This window comes from Nostoc sp. DedQUE05, assembly GCF_034530955.1.
Taxonomy (GTDB): domain Bacteria; phylum Cyanobacteriota; class Cyanobacteriia; order Cyanobacteriales; family Nostocaceae; genus Nostoc.
Window position 1 is genome coordinate 342,030 of record NZ_JAVRCB010000001.1, and the last position, 16,900, is coordinate 358,929.

A 16,900-nucleotide genomic window follows, 5' to 3' on the forward strand; every position below is an offset into this window, starting at 1 on the left:
GAATAATGCTCTGTCCCCCCAGAGTGCATTACTTCCATGACTGCAACCTCAAAACCAGCTTTTTCCCCCCAAGAAATTGCGGCTGTTGGTCTTAAACCAGAAGAATACGCAGAAATTGTCCGTCGGCTAGGCCGTCATCCCAACAAAGCTGAACTGGGAATGTTTGGTGTCATGTGGTCTGAGCATTGCTGTTACAAAAATTCTCGACCTCTACTCAAACAATTTCCCACCGATGGCCCCCGCATCCTCGTGGGGCCTGGTGAAAATGCTGGTGTTGTAGATTTGGGTGATGGACTCCAACTAGCTTTTAAGATTGAATCTCACAACCATCCCTCAGCAGTCGAACCCTTTCAAGGAGCTGCAACAGGAGTCGGAGGTATTCTCAGAGATATTTTTACAATGGGTGCGCGTCCCATTGCTCTATTAAACTCGTTACGCTTTGGTTCCCTAGAAGATCCCAAAACTCAACGGCTGTTTAGCGGTGTGGTGGCAGGAATCTCTCATTATGGTAACTGTGTGGGAGTACCCACCGTTGGCGGCGAAGTTTACTTTGACTCTGCTTACTCTGGTAATCCTCTGGTGAACGTTATGGCATTGGGGTTGATGGAAACCTCAGAAATCGTCAAATCTGGAGCATCTGGCTTAGGCAACCCCGTGCTGTATGTTGGTTCCACCACTGGGCGCGATGGTATGGGAGGCGCGAGTTTTGCTAGTGCAGAATTGAGCGATCAATCCATAGACGATCGCCCTGCTGTGCAAGTGGGCGATCCCTTTTTGGAAAAGTCGTTAATTGAAGCTTGTCTGGAGGCGTTTAAAACGGGTGCAGTTGTCGCCGCCCAAGATATGGGAGCTGCGGGAATCACCTGTTCTACCTCAGAGATGGCGGCAAAAGGCGGTGTGGGAATTGAACTAGATTTAGATAAAATTCCCGTCAGAGAAACGGGGATGGTTCCCTATGAATATCTGCTTTCGGAATCTCAAGAACGAATGCTGTTTGTTGCTCATAAAGGGCGCGAGCAAGAATTAATCGACATTTTCCACCGTTGGGGACTTCAAGCCGTTGTTGCTGGGACAGTTATCGCCGATCCTATTGTGCGAATTCTCTTTCAGGGTAAAGTAGCAGCAGAAATTCCCGCTGAAGCTTTGGCAGAAAATACCCCACTGTATAACCGGGAGTTATTGGCAGAAGCACCAGAATATGCGCGTCAAGCTTGGGAATGGACTGCTGATTCCCTACCTCCTTCCACAACTGCTGGAATAGAACTTCCAGGAGGACTGCAAAGTTGGAATGATATTCTCTTAACTTTGCTCGATACACCCACGATCGCTTCTAAAAATTGGGTATATCGTCAGTATGACCATCAGGTACAAAATAATACAGTAATGCTTCCAGGTGGCGCAGATGCGGCTGTTATCCGCTTACGCCCTTTGGAAGAGGACAAGGGGACAAGGGGACAAGGAGGACAAGGAGACAAGGAAACCCTCAATGCCCAAAGCGGTGTGGCGGCAACGGTAGATTGCAATCCTCGTTATGTTTATCTTGACCCTTACGAAGGAGCTAAGGCAGTGGTGGCAGAAGCTGCACGCAATCTTAGTTGTGTGGGTGCTGAACCTTTGGCGGTGACGGATAATCTGAATTTTGGCTCTCCAGAAAAACCCATTGGTTACTGGCAATTGGCAGAAGCTTGTCGCGGTTTGGCGGAAGGTTGCCGAGAATTGGCGACACCAGTCACAGGCGGAAATGTCTCTTTGTACAACGAAACTCTTGATTCTCAAGGCATCCCACAACCCATTTATCCCACTCCTGTTGTCGGTATGGTGGGCTTGATTCCCGATCTAACCAAAATTTGTGGTCAAGGTTGGCAAGCATCCGGCGATCTGATTTATCTTCTGGGATTGCCTCTGGCATCTCAAATCAGTTTGGGAGCATCTGAGTATTTAGCTACTATCCACAATACTGTTGCCGGAAAACCACCACGGGTTGATTTTGACTTGGAACGTCGCGTCCAAAAAGTTTGTCGTGAAGGAATTCGTAATGGTTGGGTACGTTCAGCTCACGATTCTGCTGAGGGAGGAGTGGCGATCGCACTAGCCGAATCTTGTCTTGCTGGCAACCTTGGTGCCGAAATCAATTTAGAAATAGCGCAAACACAGTTAAACCGACTTGACGAGGTGTTGTTTGCCGAAGGTGGTGCCAGAATTTTAGTTTCTGTAGGATCAGCACAACAAGAAATTTGGGAATCATATTTACAGGAACATCTCGGTCAAGAGTGGCAAAAACTGGGTGTAGTTAGTAATTTTGAGACGGGTTTAGGGGTTTTCACCACTGATAACCAAACCTTAATCAAAGTTAGTATCGAAGATATGAACGATCGCTATTCCCATGCGATCGCCAAACGTCTCGCCATCCATACCACTACTTCTGAGCGCTGAATGCTGAGTATTTAGACTTCACTCACAACTATTAGCGTCTCTGAGCAAAATTAGGGTACTGTTTTAATGGATGGTTAAAGATTTGTTAAGAACTCCCCAGCCATCTAATAATCCCAGTGACTGACTACCAATTTTAGATTTTGAATTTTAGATTTTGGATTAGGGGCATTGCTTCTAGTTCATATCTTGCTCTTACTGGGCAAAAAATCTAAAATAGCCATTCTAAAATCCCAAGCCGCATCTTTACACGGTGCGATCAATCCAAAATCGTCAATCGTTCGACTGAGCGTAGCCGAAGTCTCAAATCCAAAATTGATTGACCCCCCACCAGGAGCAAAGCTAGCATGATTTCTATTCATTCTGTCACTTCGGATGAATACCCCGACCAGACCAACAACCCAATCAATAGTCATGAAAATCAACCTGACAAGCCAGAAGAAGCTTGTGGTGTTTTTGGCATCTACGCCCCAGGAGAAAACGTTGCTAAACTGACCTACTTTGGATTGTATGCCCTCCAGCATCGGGGTCAAGAATCAGCTGGTATTGCCACCTTTGAGGGGACAAAGGTACATCTCCATAAAGACATGGGTTTGGTATCTCAAGTTTTCAATGAATCTGTCTTGGATCAATTGCCCGGTAGTCTTGCTGTTGGTCACACTCGTTATTCCACCACAGGTTCTAGCCGCAAAGTTAATGCCCAACCCGCAGTACTAGAAACCCGTTTAGGTTCAATAGCTCTTGCACACAATGGTAATTTAGTCAATACAGTGCAATTGCGTCAAGAGTTGCTTGAGAATAAATGTAACTTAGTCACAACAACAGACTCAGAAATGATCGCTTTTGCGATCGCAGAAGCCATAGATACGGGCGCTGATTGGCTAGAAGGTGGAATTCAGGCATTTCAACGTTGCCAAGGAGCCTTTAGTTTAGTTATTGGCACTCCCGTCGGCGTTATGGGTGTCCGCGATCCTAATGGAATCCGCCCCTTAGTAATCGGCACTTTGGCAGGTAATCCAGTCCGTTACGTTTTGGCTTCGGAGACTTGTGGTTTAGACATCATTGGAGCCGAATACCTGCGAGACGTAGAACCAGGTGAATTAGTTTGGATTACTGAAGAAGGTTTAGCTTCTTATCATTGGAGTCAAAAATCTGAGCGGAAATTGTGTATCTTTGAAATGATATACTTTGCCCGCCCTGATAGCGTCATGCACAACGAGAGTTTGTACAGCTATCGAATGCGATTAGGGCACCAGCTAGCTAAAGAATCTTTTGTAGATGCCGATATTGTTTTTGGTGTTCCTGATTCTGGTATACCTGCTGCTATTGGATTTTCCCAAGCCTCTGGTGTCGCTTACGGCGAAGGACTGATTAAAAATCGCTATGTTGGGCGAACCTTCATTCAACCAACCCAAACCATGCGCGAATCGGGTCTGCGGATGAAACTCAACCCCCTCAAAGATGTGCTGGTAGGTAAACGAGTAATTATTGTAGACGACTCGATTGTACGGGGTACTACCAGCCGTAAACTAGTCAAAACCTTACGTGAAGCAGGTGCAGTAGAGGTACACATGCGAATTTCGTCTCCGCCTGTAACTCATCCCTGCTTCTATGGCATCGATACCGATTCTCAGGATCAGCTAATTGCTGCTACCAAGTCAGTAGCAGAAATTGCCAAGCAACTGGAAGTAGACAGCCTTGCCTATCTGAGTTGGGAAGGAATGCTAGAAGCGACACGAGAAGACACCAATAGTTTCTGTTCTGCCTGCTTTACCGGAGATTATCCCGTGACGATTCCTGAGCAAGTGAAACGTTCTAAGCTGATCTTAGAAAAGGTAGTGGTATAAGGGCTTCAACAGAAGAACCCCACCCCGCCAAAGCTACGGTGTACACACAAGTCCTTCTCATCCCCTCTAACTCCCCCTTGGTAAGGGGGAGAACCGGATTTCCCCCCTTTGCAAGGGGGGATTAAGGGGGGTAAATCCAAGGTTTGGGCTTAATTGACAGGATGTGTGTACACTTCAGCCCCGCAAGCGAGGAGGGGATTAAGGAATGGGGTGTAAGATTAGGATTCTTCTGAGGATGATTCTGATTTTTCTGGCTTGAGTAAAGGGAAAGCGATCGCATCCCGAATACTGGCACAATCAGTTAATAACATCACCAAGCGATCGATCCCAATCCCTAAACCACCTGTAGGCGGCATCCCATATTCCAAAGCGGTGAGAAAGTCTTCATCTACACCTTGGGCTTCTAAATCACCAGCAGCTTTCCGCGCCGCTTGTGCTTCTAAACGTTCTCTTTGGTCGATGGGATCGGTAAGTTCTGAGAAACTATTCCCAGTTTCTCGCCCGACTATAAATAACTCAAATCTTTCCACCAAACCAGGCACAGAACGGTGAGGTTTTGCTAGAGGCGAAATTTCTACAGGGTAATCAATTACAAAGGTAGGTTGAATTAAATTAGCTTCTACCTTCTCTTCAAAGGCTAAATTTAGTAACTTACCAATTGATTGGGCTTCATCTATACCAGGAATAGCAGCATTTTTACTTGCTGTTTTTGCTTCTTCCAAACTTTGGAACGAATTAAAATCCAAGCCTGTAAATTCTTTAACTAAATCGTGCATTGTCACCTGCCGCCAAGGTGGTGTTAAATCTATTGGTTCCCCTTGGTAGGTAATTTGTAATGTGCCGAGTACATCTTGGGCGACAGTAGTAATAATCCCTTCAGTCAACGCCATCATATCGTTGTAGTCGGCGTAGGCTTGGTAAATTTCAATCGTCGTAAATTCGGGATTGTGTCGAGTCGAAATTCCCTCATTGCGGAAAATTCGCCCCAATTCAAACACCTTTTCAAAACCACCCACAATTAACCGCTTGAGATGGAGTTCTGTGGCAATTCGCAGATACAACTCCATTTCCAAAGTGTTGTGGTAGGTGATAAATGGACGCGCATCTGCACCCCCAGTCTCACTTTGCAAAACTGGCGTTTCAATTTCCAGAAAATCCCGTTCTTCTAAATAACGACGAATACCAGCAGTAATTTGAGCGCGACGGCGAAAAGTTTGCCGTACTTCCGGGTTTACAATCAAGTCAACGTAGCGCTGACGGTAACGCTTGGCAACATCCGTTAATCCATGCCACTTGTCGGGTAGGGGCAACAGGGATTTTGTGAGGATAGTATATTGTTTAACGTAGACAGATAACTCGCCCTTTTCAGTCCGTTTAATAGTACCTTTAACTCCCAGGATATCGCCTGCATCTGTGAGTTGTTTTAAATGATTGAAGGCATCAGCATCAATATTTGCCATGCTTTCTTGGATGCGATTTTTATCCAGATAAAGCTGAATTGTACCGGTTTCATCTTGCAAGGTGAAAAAAGCCAGTTTACCGAAAACGCGACGCGCCATAATGCGTCCAGCTATGGCAACTTCCAAATCAACTTCTTCGCCACTGGATAAATCGGCAAACTTTTCTTGCAACTGCGCTGCATGATGGGTGGATTCCCAACGATAGGCGTAGGGATTAGTCCCTAGCTGCTTGAGTTGTTCTACTTTCTCCAGCCTTGCGGCTCGGATATCTTCTTCCGACATGGTAACGAACTAAATAGGGCAAGATTAATTATAGATGCTGCCAAAGTTGAGAGTAAAAGATAATCGCCTAAAAGTGATGCGCGTAGGCGTAGCCCACCGTAGGTATCGCTAAAGGAAATCCAATGACACAAACTAGAGTGCGCCTGTGGACTGTAAACGAATATCACCGGATGTTTGAAACGGGTATTATTACAGAGGATGAACGGGTAGAACTGATTAACGGGCAAGTTATCCCGATGAGCGCCAAAAATCCTCCCCATGCAGCGACAACGCTTTGTGCATCTGATTATCTCAAGCGGCTGCTAGCAGAAGTTGCCTTAGTTCGGGTGCAAGATCCGATTCAGTTAAGCGAATACTCGGAACCTGAGCCAGATATTGCTGTTGTCTGCATTGATGCGCGAAAGTACATTGCTCGTCATCCTGCACCGAATGAAATCTTTTTACTCATTGAGATAGCCGATACAACACTAGAAACAGACCGTAAACACAAAGCGCCTCTTTATGCGAAAGCAGGAATTAATGACTACTGGATTTTGGATGTGAATCAGCGTCAGGTTTATGTTTTTCGCGAACCAAGCTTGAAAGGTTACAATCTTGAATTTATTTTGCCGGAGGATGCAACATTATCCTTGATTGCATTTCCAGAAATTGAAGTCATGATTAATCAACTGTTTCCATAAGCCTCTCAGACTGTGGGTTAGAGGAATAATAGAAGTGGGATTCTAAGAATAAGTTGTACATCGCATTCATAATTAAAATAATTAAGTTAAATAAAGTAACATAGCATTTCCCAAATTAGTTGCTTCTATGTAGTAAGCAATTATTTCTTGGTAGTATTCTATTAAGTAGTCTACTGTCTCCGACTCTGACCAATCTATAATACTCACTCGTTCTTGTTTAATTTCTTCTCGCTTATACCTTGCTATAAAGCCATTTTCTGAAAGTTCAGATAAAGCTTTAGCTACTTGCCTCACTTCATCAGGTGGTAAATATCTGTGTTTACCATAACCTTCTTTATTTCCTATTTCTGTGCCACCCATAATGACATTCACCAAGGGTAAATGATCTATATCTAACGTAGGAATCGTGTACTGTTCTATGTGCCGTTGATTATTTATAATTTTATGAATTAGTTTAAAAAAACTCCAATTATTCAATGGAATTTTGGGTAAGTTATTTAGAGAATTTTCACTTACTAAAAAATATAATTTGTCTGTATGTGTATATCCGGTTAGTAAAAAATGTAGTTCACGCCACGATTTTCCTAAAGATAATTCTGAGATTTGCCACTCCCTCAACATCTCTGCTTTTGTGTTTTATCTTTGTTGGTTATCTGCCCACTGAAATTTTTTAAATTTATCTTCTGAATCTTTCTGTATACTCAGCCGTGAGTTATCTGATATATAAATAGCTTCTTCCCAAAAGTGAGACTCAGGCAAATACTTAACACTAAAAAATATATCCAATAGAGAAGAATCTCTTTGAAAATTCTCTAACATTAAAGGTGATATTTGCTTAAGTTCAGCTACAATACCCATCCCATTTATATCTCTTTTTATTCAAAAAGGACAATTAGTATCTCGTAGGTTGGATTTGGTTCTGGAAAAAAAATTCTATAAATCTAAATTTATTTGGTTTTACTGTATTAAACTCATATTCACGATCTGCCCTATTCTTTGATAAAATTGGTATGAGACAGCGAAAATAAAAATTGCTTGCGATCGCTACTAAAAAATTATTAGGCGATCGCTAATTTTAAGCCTTTAGTTATGTCCTATTTTTAGCAAATGCCTAGATGAAATAGCCTTCATTTTCAAGTTAGTAAATTGCACGATCGCCTTTACAAAATCTTGCTGTTCTGGTTGTAAATTTAATTTTTCTAAAGCTTGCTTGATATTATTACCAGCCCGGAGATTGTGAGTAAGTTGGGCACGTTGGGCTGAGTTTAACACTGCCTCAATTTCCCTATTTCTTCTTTGACGCACAGCTTGGAGTTCTTGGCGCTGTAAAGGAGTCAGGTTAATCTCCGACGAGGTGGAGTAGCTTGCAGTTTTGGTAGTTTGGGCGGAAATGACACCAGAAATAGTATGGAGTTGAACGGGTGCAGCTAAGGCAATTCCCGGCATGAAGAGGACAAGAGCAAGAATATTAGCGAACACAGATAGCCGTTTTATCAAGTAAATTGCCATATTGAGAAATATCTAGTACACTGCGGCGAAAGTTTGCTCACTTTAACAAGTTGCTCAAGTCCCAAAACCAGGAATTAAACGCTTGAGGGCACGACTGGCAACGTCGCCATAGCGCAGTTCTCCACACAGAATTTTACCCATAATTTTCGCACCGGAAGGGCGCTTAACACCAACTTTGTAGCCAATGCCAGGAAAGCGATAAAATGCTCCACCTAATTTTTGCGCCCAAGCCATTTCAGTACCCCATTCTTCATTAATCACTTCGCTATATTTTTCTAAAGCGTTGGTATCACCAGAAAGTGCCTCATTAATCGCTCCTGCTGCAATTAAACCGCTAAAAATTGACGGACGAATGCCTTCTGCTGTCATCGGATCGACTACACAAGCAGCTTCCCCAGCTAAAACTGCATTTTGAGTATGCAACTTTTGGTTGCCATCCCACAAGCAAAGAGGATAACCATATTGCTTGCCAGTTTTGATATCTACATTAAACGATCGCGCGTACTCATCTAAAATTTTCTTAAAATCCTGGGGTTTGCCGCCGACAAATGTACCGACACCAATGGAATAACCGTCCGCCTTCGGGAAGTTCCAAATGTAGCCGTTTTTCACCAAGCCAAACTCGAAATGAATTGTAGATTTATCCTTGACCTCCGCGGCCACTTCTGCTTCTAAAGCTCCTGCTAAACGGCGTTTACGATCTTTGAAGCCTAGCCATTTTGCCATTGGCCCTTTAACACCATCAGCCGCGATTAAGTAACGACCTGTAACTGAGCCATTAGCTGTGTTAACTTGCCAGTAATCACTTTGAAACTCAATACCCGTTACTTCCGTATTATCTCGTAGTTCAGCTCCTTGCTTTTGCCCTTGCTGCACTAGGAAATGGTCAAAAGTATCTCGTCTCACCATCCAGACTGGTTCAATTGTTGCGATTTTTGCTTCTACGGGGTCGCCCAAATTCCAGGTAAAGCGAAGGGAGTCGGCTTTTACAGAAATTACTGGGCTAAAATCAAAGTCGAACCATTGAGCGATCGCTGGAGATACACCACCACCACAAGGTTTATATCTTGGCAGAGATTCTTTTTCCAACACTAATACTGAGCGACCTTGTTTGGCTAAATGATATGCAGCTGTTCCACCAGCTGGCCCAGCGCCGACGATGATGCAGTCGTACATATTGAATTTTTGCTCCAGAATTAGTTTATTTTCTATTGAGTAGGGGCAATTGATGAATTGTTCCTACTTTAATTATTCATGTCTACTTACTTACTCGATCAATTTTTCTAGAATTTATGCAATAACTTAAGAAATGATAAAGGCTGAAGAATTTATCCATTATCCTTCAGCCTTTATCATTTCTTAAGACTTGAGACTTTAAACAGTCGTGATGTCTTTTTCTTTTTCTGCCAACAGTGCATCTATTTTGGCAGTATACTCATTTGTCAATTTTTGCAACTTGTCTTGTTGGTCTTTTGATTCATCTTTGGAGATTTCAGAGGCTTTCTCCTGTTTGCGAATGGCGTCTATAGCATCGCGGCGAATGTTACGAATAGCAACACGACCCTCTTCAGCATACTTGGATGCCATTTTGACAAATTCTTTACGGCGTTCGCTGGTTAAGGGCGGAATATTCAACCGGATTACAGAACCGTCGTTACTAGGTGTTAAACCCACATCTGAGAGGGAAATAGCCTTCTCAACGATGTTTAGGGTGTTGCGCTCGTAGGGTTGAATTAAGATTGTCGTAGCATCTGGCGTGCTAATATTTGCCAGTGATTTCAAGGAAGTAGGCGAACCGTAATAGTCCACCAATACCTTATCTAATAGACTCGCATTGGCGCGACCAGTGCGAATCGAGTTAAAAGCCCGTTGAGTTGCCTCAACGGTTTTTTGCATCGTACTTTCAGCTTCAGCTAATTTCACAAGAACCTCCCACAAGGGTGCCGATGGATTCTCCCAAGACTGCTCGGTGGATATTTCCTCGCACCGTTAGGTCAAATACCAGAATTGGGATATTATTTTCTTTACACAAGGCGATCGCAGTACTATCCATCACCCGCAAATCTTGGGCTAAAACGTGCGCGTAGGTTAAGCTATTGTAACGCTTGGCGTCAGGATAAATATGAGGATCGGCATCATATACTCCATCTACTTTGGTGGCTTTAAAAATCACCTCAGCATCGATTTCTGCTGCTCTTAATGCCGCAGTCGTATCTGTAGTAAAAAAGGGATTTCCTGAACCAGCACCAAAAATTACCACCCGTCCTTTTTCAAGATGACGGATGGCACGACGACGAATATATGGTTCTGCTAATTCTTGCATAGCGATCGCGGTTTGCACCCGCGTCTGTACTCCTATGTGTTCTAGCGAATCTTGCAGCGTCATGGCATTCATTACCGTGGCAATCATCCCGATATAGTCAGCGGTTGCCCTGTCCATCCCCGCCGACGCTGCTTTAACGCCACGAAAAATATTGCCACCGCCAACAACTATGGCGATTTGAGTACCAGTCGCTATCACCTCTGCTAATTCTTGTGCTATTCCTTTGACTACTTCTGGATCAATGCCATAGCCCATGTTGCCCATTAAGGCTTCACCGCTCAGTTTGAGTAAAACCCGTCGGTAATTCGTTCCCATGAAGTTACGCTTTATCAAAAAAGTTGCAATTGCCTCCAATTTAAGATAACAGTTACAGGGACTATCTATGTCTAGTTACGCCAAATCAATGTAGTACCTACTGGTTCTGTTTGTGGTATGGCTATTTCTTCACCTTTAAACAGAGAAGCGATCGCAGTTCTCAAATAATCCTCTCCCACTGGTAATGGTTCTTGGGGATGATTATCAATTTTACCTTTATAGCGGACTATACCGTTAGTATCTATGAGAAAGGCTGTTGGTGTTTTTGTTGCGCCGAAACTGCCGGTCACATCTTGCGTTGAGTCCCACAGGTAGGGGAAATTCAACTGGTGACGTCGGGCAAAAGCTTTCATATTTTCAAAGCTTGACCTAGTGTCGTAGTCAACATTACTACCATTGAGTCCAATTAGTGTGAAGCCTTTTGGGGCAAATTCGGCTTGAATGTTTTTTAGTCTGCCTAAATACCGATCGACATAAGGGCAGTGGTTACACATAGAAATAACGCCGACTGCTCGGAACTTCTCAAGATAACGCCTGAGATGGTGTACTTGACCATCAATTCCTGGCAATTCAAAATCTGGTGCATAGCTCCCAACGGGAGTATCAATTGTTTCTAGTAGATTCATGATTTCTGGCCCGCAGAACTAGGAACAAGAAAAATATTGTTAAATTCAGCGTCAGTTTCCAGTTGCAAACCACCCCTTAGCCGATGCCTCATATTCGCCAATCTTATAGACCAAATTTGCGATCGTAAATTGTAAAACTACTGAATCTAGCACTGATGCTAATTCACTCACATCTAAAAAATAGCCCAAATATTACTCATATTAGAAACGTTATGATTTTTAATACTGACATCATCTCAGTTGTGAGTAAATTACCTCTATCAATAAGATGAAAACTTTCTATACTGGATAAAACTATCAGCTTAGAAGCTTTTGTGGTATATGTATAGGCTATCACTAGAGCCAAAGATTTATTTTGAAAATCTGATAAATTTTCTGCAAATTCAAAACAATTTTACTTGTGCTTTGCTGCTAAAAAGCTTTTAGCATTCTTTACATCAAATTTCCCATGACAACCTCAAGTTCAAAAACAGCACTTAACTCTACAAAAACCTGGATTTGGCAAGATTTTCCGATCTGTTACCAAACCCAAGGAACTACTGGGCCAGCTGTTGTCCTGGTGCATGGATTTGGTGCTTCTTGGTGGCACTGGCGAAAAAATATTCCGGTATTAGCGGAAAATTGCCGTGTTTATGCGATCGATTTAATTGGTTTTGGGGCTTCTGCAAAACCTCAGCCTGGTGAAAAAATTAACTACACACTAGAAACTTGGGGACAACAAGTAGCAGATTTTTGCCGTGAAGTAGTGGGTGAGCCAGCTTTTTTAGTGGGAAATTCCATTGGCTGTATTGTTGCTATGCAAGCAGCAGTAAGCAACCCAGATATTGCCTTGGGAGTTGCTTTACTCAACTGTTCTTTACGGCTGTTGCACGATCGCAAACGGGTAACTTTACCTTTATCTCGTCGTTACGGAGCGCCTTTGCTGCAACGGGTGCTATCTATTAAACCAGTTGGCGATTTCTTTTTCAATCAACTCGCCAAACCGAAAACGGTGCGGAAAATTTTGCTGCAAGCTTATGCGAATCCTGAGATGGTAACAGATGAGTTGGTAGATATTCTCACTTCACCAGCAAGCGATCCGGGGGCTGGGGCTGTGTTTCTGGCTTTTACTTCTTATTCTACAGGGCCATTGCCTGAAGACCTTTTACCATTGTTACAGTGTCCGGCGATTATTTTGTGGGGAACGGCCGATCCGTGGGAACCAATTAAGTTAGGGAGAGAATTAGCTAACTTTGGGCAAGTAGAAAAGTTTATTCCTTTAGAGGGAGTGGGGCATTGTCCGCAGGATGAAGCGCCGGAGTTAGTCAATCCGATTTTACTCGATTGGATTTTGGAGCGATCGCCGTAATAAACTCGGCTCAATTTTCACGTAATGGATGGTGTTGAATATAATCAAAAAGATTTATTTTTTGTTAATTGAGCCGATACGAAAAATTGGCAATAGGACTATGGTCTTAATTAAATTAAGAGTTTGACTTAGCGATAAAGCCCTCCTATTAGAGAGGGCTTTATTATAGTTCTTAAAGTTTTAGTCCAAAAAATTTTAATACCAATTCAATTAATGATTGCAACACATCCTTGGGTAAAGACGCGATGAATCGCGTCTCTACAAAGAGTCTATTTGTCCCATTCTTTTTTCAAATTGGTATAACTACTTCTTCTTATCTTCATCTAGTGCTTTTTGGATAGCTTGGCGACAAAATTCAGGAGGATCGTCCTTAGCCTTTACCTCTTCCTTCATTTCCTTAGAGACTCTAAAACTCAATTGGTCAGTTAATGGCTTATCTCCCTTTGGTTGCGCTGGTTCAAAATTTTGAGGGTTCCCTTTAGGATTAGGCATTGTTGAGAGATATAAATATAGCTTGAGACGAACGAAACCATTAGAATAGAGTTTTATATCGGTGGCGATACCCAGTCTACAAAACAAGTTCACCACCGATACCACTTTTACAAGAGGTAACTCTATTTTATGTTTACAAGGTCAGAACTCGAAATCAAAACTATTGCTGAATTGAGAGACTTGTGTAGGCGTTACGGATTGAAGCCTACTGGGAACGGAGGGTACAAGACCAGTTGGATTGTTACCTTAATGGCATTCCCACAGATAGCACTCGCTCAACTAAGGCAAGGAAGAGGGTTGAAGTCACCAGGTTTTAGCGTTATTCAATTTCTTGAAGGTGTAGTAGATGAGATGAACTCACCCACAGATGAGCAAGCGGCGCTGATTAAGCTGACAATGGAAGGAAAGGCTATGAGCTACCCTGACAGATACGACCAAGAAAGCTTGCTTAACTTGCACAAGGCTAAGATGTATCTTGAAATTGCGATCGGACTGCTAAACCAGTAAATCAGTTTTGAGGGTTTGTAGTAAGCACTTTAGTGCTTAGAAAATAAGGACTAAAGTCCTTACTACGAACTTCCTTACCCGTATTAGACTCAATTGAGAAGCGCTACATTTATTAACTAACAATAAATTTTTGGCACTGTCTCTTATTTGCTCAACTAGGAATAGGAGTCTAGGCAATTACTAATTCAGAACTAACTGACTTAAAAAGAAGGCAAGGGCTGCACTACCCAAAGGAACTGTCAAATTGTCAATACCCAAAAATGAAACAGCTTCTAAACCAGTAGCGATAACTGCAACTAACAGTGATACTGCCCAAGTTTGCCAACTGTTTCCTTGAGTTCCAACTAAAATCAAACTACTGACAACATAGCTAACAAGCATCATAGTTAGGGAGCCTTCCCAACTTTTTTCTGTCCCAAAAACTTTATACTTATGTTTACCAAAGCGTTGCCCAATTAAGGCTGCTAATCCATCTCCCCAAGTCATTACTAAAATTCCGAGTGCTGCGTACTGGGGTTGTTGCAAGTACCAAAACCAAGCAACTAAAATACCGAAACTAACAGAGTAAAAAAATGTCCCTAAGCTTTGCCGTCCAACGCTATTAATACCAGGAAGAATCGGCAATCGGTAGGATAATAAGGTGATTGCACTCGCTAAAATAGAAGCTGTAATCCCTACGCTGGCGGGAATATCTAGCCACCAGGCGATTAAAATCACATTCCCAGTGCCAATATGAACAATCTTCCGCACGATTTCTGGCTTGTCGGCAAAGCGGTTTACCACCCCTGCAATCAGGAGGATGAGTAACACCCAGATTGCAGCGATGCCTTCGGCGGGCAAAGCCAACGCAATTTGCAGCCAGAAAACCGGAATTGAGGTGAAGTCAGAAAATGTAATTAACAAAGATGCGACAAAATGAAAAGTTTTACCCCTGTTACTAATTTATAAGATTTGGGTAGCTGCAATGAAATTATTATTTATTTGGCTGATTCGGGGCTACCGAATGTTTATCTCGCCGTTGTTTCTCCCAACTTGTCGCTTTCAACCAACTTGTTCGATGTATGCTATTGAAGCTATTGAACGATTTGGTGTGTTGCGTGGTAGCTGGATGGCAACTCGGCGGATTTTGCGCTGTCATCCGTTTCATCCGGGTGGTTACGACCCAGTGCCAGAGGTGGTGGAAAAGGTGAAGGAGGAGTAGTTTTGTGCGGTGGGGAATTGAGGGGTGAAATTTAAACGCAAAGGGGCGCAAAGGGAAGCGCAGAGGGACGCGGAGAATGAGAAGAGGGGTAAATTATTAAAGGATGTGTTGGTGGGTATAGCTATTTGGGGAGATGTCAACAGATGAGGTTGTCATCTAGCGTGGGAAGGTTGAATAATTTAATTTAGACTTACGATGATTAATTTTACTGCGATTTCTATACCTGAACCACAAATTCCTACTCCTGGCCCGAGTCCGCTACCTAGTCCCAATCCTGAGCCGAATCCGCTACCTAGTCCCGAACCTGTACCGGGGCCAGCGATTCCTCAACCGTTACCGGGGCCTGTACCAGAACCAGTACCTGCTCCCATTCCTCAGACGGTTCCAGGGACAATTCCCCAAACCATACCGGAACCTGTTTAGATTAACTTGGTAATGTAATCCAAAATCTCAAATCTAAAATCCAAAATGCTAAGAGCCGGAATTGTCGGACTTCCCAACGTCGGAAAATCTACTTTATTTAATGCTGTAGTTGCTAATGCCAAAGCTGAAGCAGCTAACTTCCCTTTTTGCACGATTGAACCGAATGTCGGCGTTGTCGCAGTACCGGATGAACGGTTAAATGTTCTTGCTAAGATTGCCAGTTCGGCACAAATTATCCCGGCGCGGGTTGAATTTGTAGATATTGCCGGTTTAGTTAAAGGTGCAAGTCAGGGTGAGGGATTAGGGAATCAATTCCTGTCCCACATCCGGGAAGTTGATGCGATCGTCCATGTGGTACGTTGTTTTGAGAATGACGATATTATCCACGTTGCTGGTTCTGTTGATCCAGCGCGAGATATTGAAATCATTAATATAGAACTGGGTTTATCAGATTTAGCACAAATTGAACGGCGAATTGACCGCACTCGTAAACTAGCTCGTACTAGCAAAGATGCACAGTTTGAAATCACAGTCTTAGAAAAATTAGCTGCGGCTTTAAATGAAGGTAAATCGGTGCGTCAGGTAAGCTTGAATGAAGAAGAAGCAGTAATTATTAAAGGATTGGAACTGCTGACTTATAAGCCAATTATCTATGCTGCCAATGTATCTGAAGATGAGTTGGCTACTGGTAATCATTTTGTCGAAACAGTGCGGCAAATTGCAGCAGCAGAAAATGCCCAAGTTGTGATAGTTTCGGCTCAAGTTGAAGCTGAATTAGTGGAATTACTAGAGGAAGATAAAGCTGATTTTCTTGCGTCTTTGGGTGTGGAAGAAGGCGGTTTGAAATCATTGATTCGGGCAACTTACACGCTTCTAGGCTTGCGGACATATTTTACCTCCGGTCCCAAAGAAACCCGCGCTTGGACAATTAATGCGGGAATGTCTGCACCTCAAGCTGCTGGTGTAATCCACAGTGATTTTGAGCGGGGATTTATCCGCGCCGAAACTGTTGCTTATAAAGATTTAGTAACAACTGGTTCGATGAATGCAGCGAAGGAAAAAGGGTTGGTTCGCAGTGAAGGGAAAGAGTATGTTGTGCAGGAAGGAGATGTAATGTTGTTCCGATTTAATGTGTAGGGGTAATTAATCACTGGCCGTTATCGATAAGATAATGGTCAACCTACACCAATTTGCCTAGGCTTTGCCCGCTGTAAGCATCGCACCAAATAAATTGACAAATATTCTATAAGGTGCGTCAAGATATGCAAGGCGATGCCTGCGGCGGGCAAAGCCTACGCAAATAAACCAGCAATCCTGCAAATCTAATAGCTACTTCCACCCACAATATAGCCAAGCTGTGAGTATCGGTAAAATAAGTCTGTTAACGGATGCTCAATCATATCAAATCCAAGCAATTTGCACCCGCTTAATAAAGCAGCGTTTTGTACTCACAGCTA

General features: G+C 43.1%; 18 protein-coding genes. 8 read left to right on the top strand and 10 right to left on the bottom strand.

Annotated features, from left to right (window positions below):
• Positions 1 to 36: 36 nt before the first annotated feature.
• A complete protein-coding gene (gene purL, locus RMZ42_RS01475; protein ID WP_322669715.1) occupies positions 37 to 2,433 on the top strand; it encodes a phosphoribosylformylglycinamidine synthase subunit PurL in 2,397 nt (798 codons plus the stop codon).
• 344 nt (positions 2,434 to 2,777) lie between these two features.
• Positions 2,778 to 4,277, top strand: coding sequence for an amidophosphoribosyltransferase (gene purF / locus RMZ42_RS01480; protein ID WP_322660504.1), 1,500 nt, complete (start codon positions 2,778 to 2,780; stop codon positions 4,275 to 4,277).
• A gap of 218 nt (positions 4,278 to 4,495) precedes the next feature.
• On the opposite strand, the gene lysS is transcribed toward purF, so the two are convergent.
• Complete coding sequence (gene lysS / locus RMZ42_RS01485; protein ID WP_322669716.1) at positions 4,496 to 6,019, bottom strand: lysine--tRNA ligase; 1,524 nt, start codon at positions 6,017 to 6,019, stop codon at positions 4,496 to 4,498.
• A 122-nt stretch (positions 6,020 to 6,141) separates the two neighbouring features.
• On the opposite strand from lysS, the gene RMZ42_RS01490 reads away from it, so the two are divergent.
• Entirely contained in the window at positions 6,142 to 6,699 is a 558-nt protein-coding gene (locus RMZ42_RS01490) for a Uma2 family endonuclease (RefSeq protein WP_322669717.1), read from the top strand.
• An 81-nt stretch (positions 6,700 to 6,780) separates the two neighbouring features.
• Here RMZ42_RS01490 and RMZ42_RS01495 read toward each other — a convergent pair whose 3' ends face one another.
• From RMZ42_RS01495 to RMZ42_RS01525, 7 genes are all read right to left on the bottom strand, one after another.
• A complete protein-coding gene (locus RMZ42_RS01495) occupies positions 6,781 to 7,320 on the bottom strand; it encodes a DUF1877 family protein (RefSeq protein WP_322669718.1) in 540 nt (179 codons plus the stop codon).
• Positions 7,321 to 7,335: 15 nt separating this feature from the next.
• Positions 7,336 to 7,557, bottom strand: coding sequence for a hypothetical protein (locus tag RMZ42_RS01500; RefSeq protein ID WP_322669719.1), 222 nt, complete (start codon positions 7,555 to 7,557; stop codon positions 7,336 to 7,338).
• Between the two features lie 225 nt (positions 7,558 to 7,782).
• The gene (locus RMZ42_RS01505) at positions 7,783 to 8,208 is read right to left on the bottom strand and encodes a hypothetical protein (RefSeq protein WP_322669720.1); all 426 of its coding nucleotides are present in this window, start codon (positions 8,206 to 8,208) and stop codon (positions 7,783 to 7,785) included.
• Positions 8,209 to 8,262: 54 nt separating this feature from the next.
• On the bottom strand, positions 8,263 to 9,384 hold the full coding sequence (locus RMZ42_RS01510; RefSeq protein WP_322669721.1) for a geranylgeranyl reductase family protein: 1,122 nt from the start codon (positions 9,382 to 9,384) through the stop codon (positions 8,263 to 8,265).
• A gap of 198 nt (positions 9,385 to 9,582) precedes the next feature.
• Positions 9,583 to 10,131 (bottom strand): ribosome recycling factor, encoded by a 549-nt coding sequence (gene frr, locus RMZ42_RS01515; RefSeq protein WP_322660513.1) that lies wholly within the window; start codon positions 10,129 to 10,131, stop codon positions 9,583 to 9,585.
• The gene (pyrH, locus tag RMZ42_RS01520; protein WP_322669722.1) at positions 10,118 to 10,846 is read right to left on the bottom strand and encodes a UMP kinase; all 729 of its coding nucleotides are present in this window, start codon (positions 10,844 to 10,846) and stop codon (positions 10,118 to 10,120) included. The genes frr and pyrH overlap by 14 nt, the downstream gene beginning before the upstream one ends.
• A 71-nt stretch (positions 10,847 to 10,917) precedes the next feature.
• Positions 10,918 to 11,472 carry a thioredoxin family protein gene (locus RMZ42_RS01525; protein ID WP_322669723.1) on the bottom strand — a complete coding sequence of 185 codons (555 nt, stop codon included), beginning with the start codon at positions 11,470 to 11,472 and terminating at the stop codon, positions 10,918 to 10,920.
• A gap of 448 nt (positions 11,473 to 11,920) precedes the next feature.
• Here RMZ42_RS01525 and RMZ42_RS01530 point away from each other — a divergent pair, with 448 nt between their 5' ends.
• Positions 11,921 to 12,820 (top strand): alpha/beta fold hydrolase, encoded by a 900-nt coding sequence (locus RMZ42_RS01530; RefSeq protein WP_322669724.1) that lies wholly within the window; start codon positions 11,921 to 11,923, stop codon positions 12,818 to 12,820.
• A gap of 303 nt (positions 12,821 to 13,123) precedes the next feature.
• Here RMZ42_RS01530 and RMZ42_RS01535 read toward each other — a convergent pair whose 3' ends face one another.
• A complete protein-coding gene (locus tag RMZ42_RS01535; RefSeq protein WP_322669725.1) occupies positions 13,124 to 13,408 on the bottom strand; it encodes a hypothetical protein in 285 nt (94 codons plus the stop codon).
• Positions 13,409 to 13,441: 33 nt separating this feature from the next.
• On the opposite strand from RMZ42_RS01535, the gene RMZ42_RS01540 reads away from it, so the two are divergent.
• Positions 13,442 to 13,819 (top strand): hypothetical protein, encoded by a 378-nt coding sequence (locus RMZ42_RS01540; protein ID WP_292814627.1) that lies wholly within the window; start codon positions 13,442 to 13,444, stop codon positions 13,817 to 13,819.
• 180 nt (positions 13,820 to 13,999) lie between these two features.
• Here the strand turns inward: RMZ42_RS01540 and RMZ42_RS01545 are convergent, their stop codons facing one another.
• Positions 14,000 to 14,722: an SEC59/DGK1/VTE5 family protein gene (locus RMZ42_RS01545; protein WP_322669726.1), complete on the bottom strand. Its 723-nt coding sequence runs from the start codon at positions 14,720 to 14,722 to the stop codon at positions 14,000 to 14,002.
• A 61-nt stretch (positions 14,723 to 14,783) separates the two neighbouring features.
• Between RMZ42_RS01545 and yidD the strand changes: the two genes are divergently transcribed.
• The 3 genes from yidD (at position 14,784) to ychF (ending at position 16,580) form a co-directional block, all read left to right on the top strand.
• Positions 14,784 to 15,020, top strand: a complete 237-nt coding sequence (yidD, locus tag RMZ42_RS01550; protein WP_012412579.1) for a membrane protein insertion efficiency factor YidD — start codon at positions 14,784 to 14,786, stop codon at positions 15,018 to 15,020.
• Between the two features lie 195 nt (positions 15,021 to 15,215).
• A complete protein-coding gene (locus RMZ42_RS01555; protein WP_322669727.1) occupies positions 15,216 to 15,443 on the top strand; it encodes a hypothetical protein in 228 nt (75 codons plus the stop codon).
• Positions 15,444 to 15,488: 45 nt separating this feature from the next.
• Entirely contained in the window at positions 15,489 to 16,580 is a 1,092-nt protein-coding gene (ychF, locus tag RMZ42_RS01560) for a redox-regulated ATPase YchF (RefSeq protein WP_322669728.1), read from the top strand.
• Positions 16,581 to 16,900: the final 320 nt, after the last annotated feature.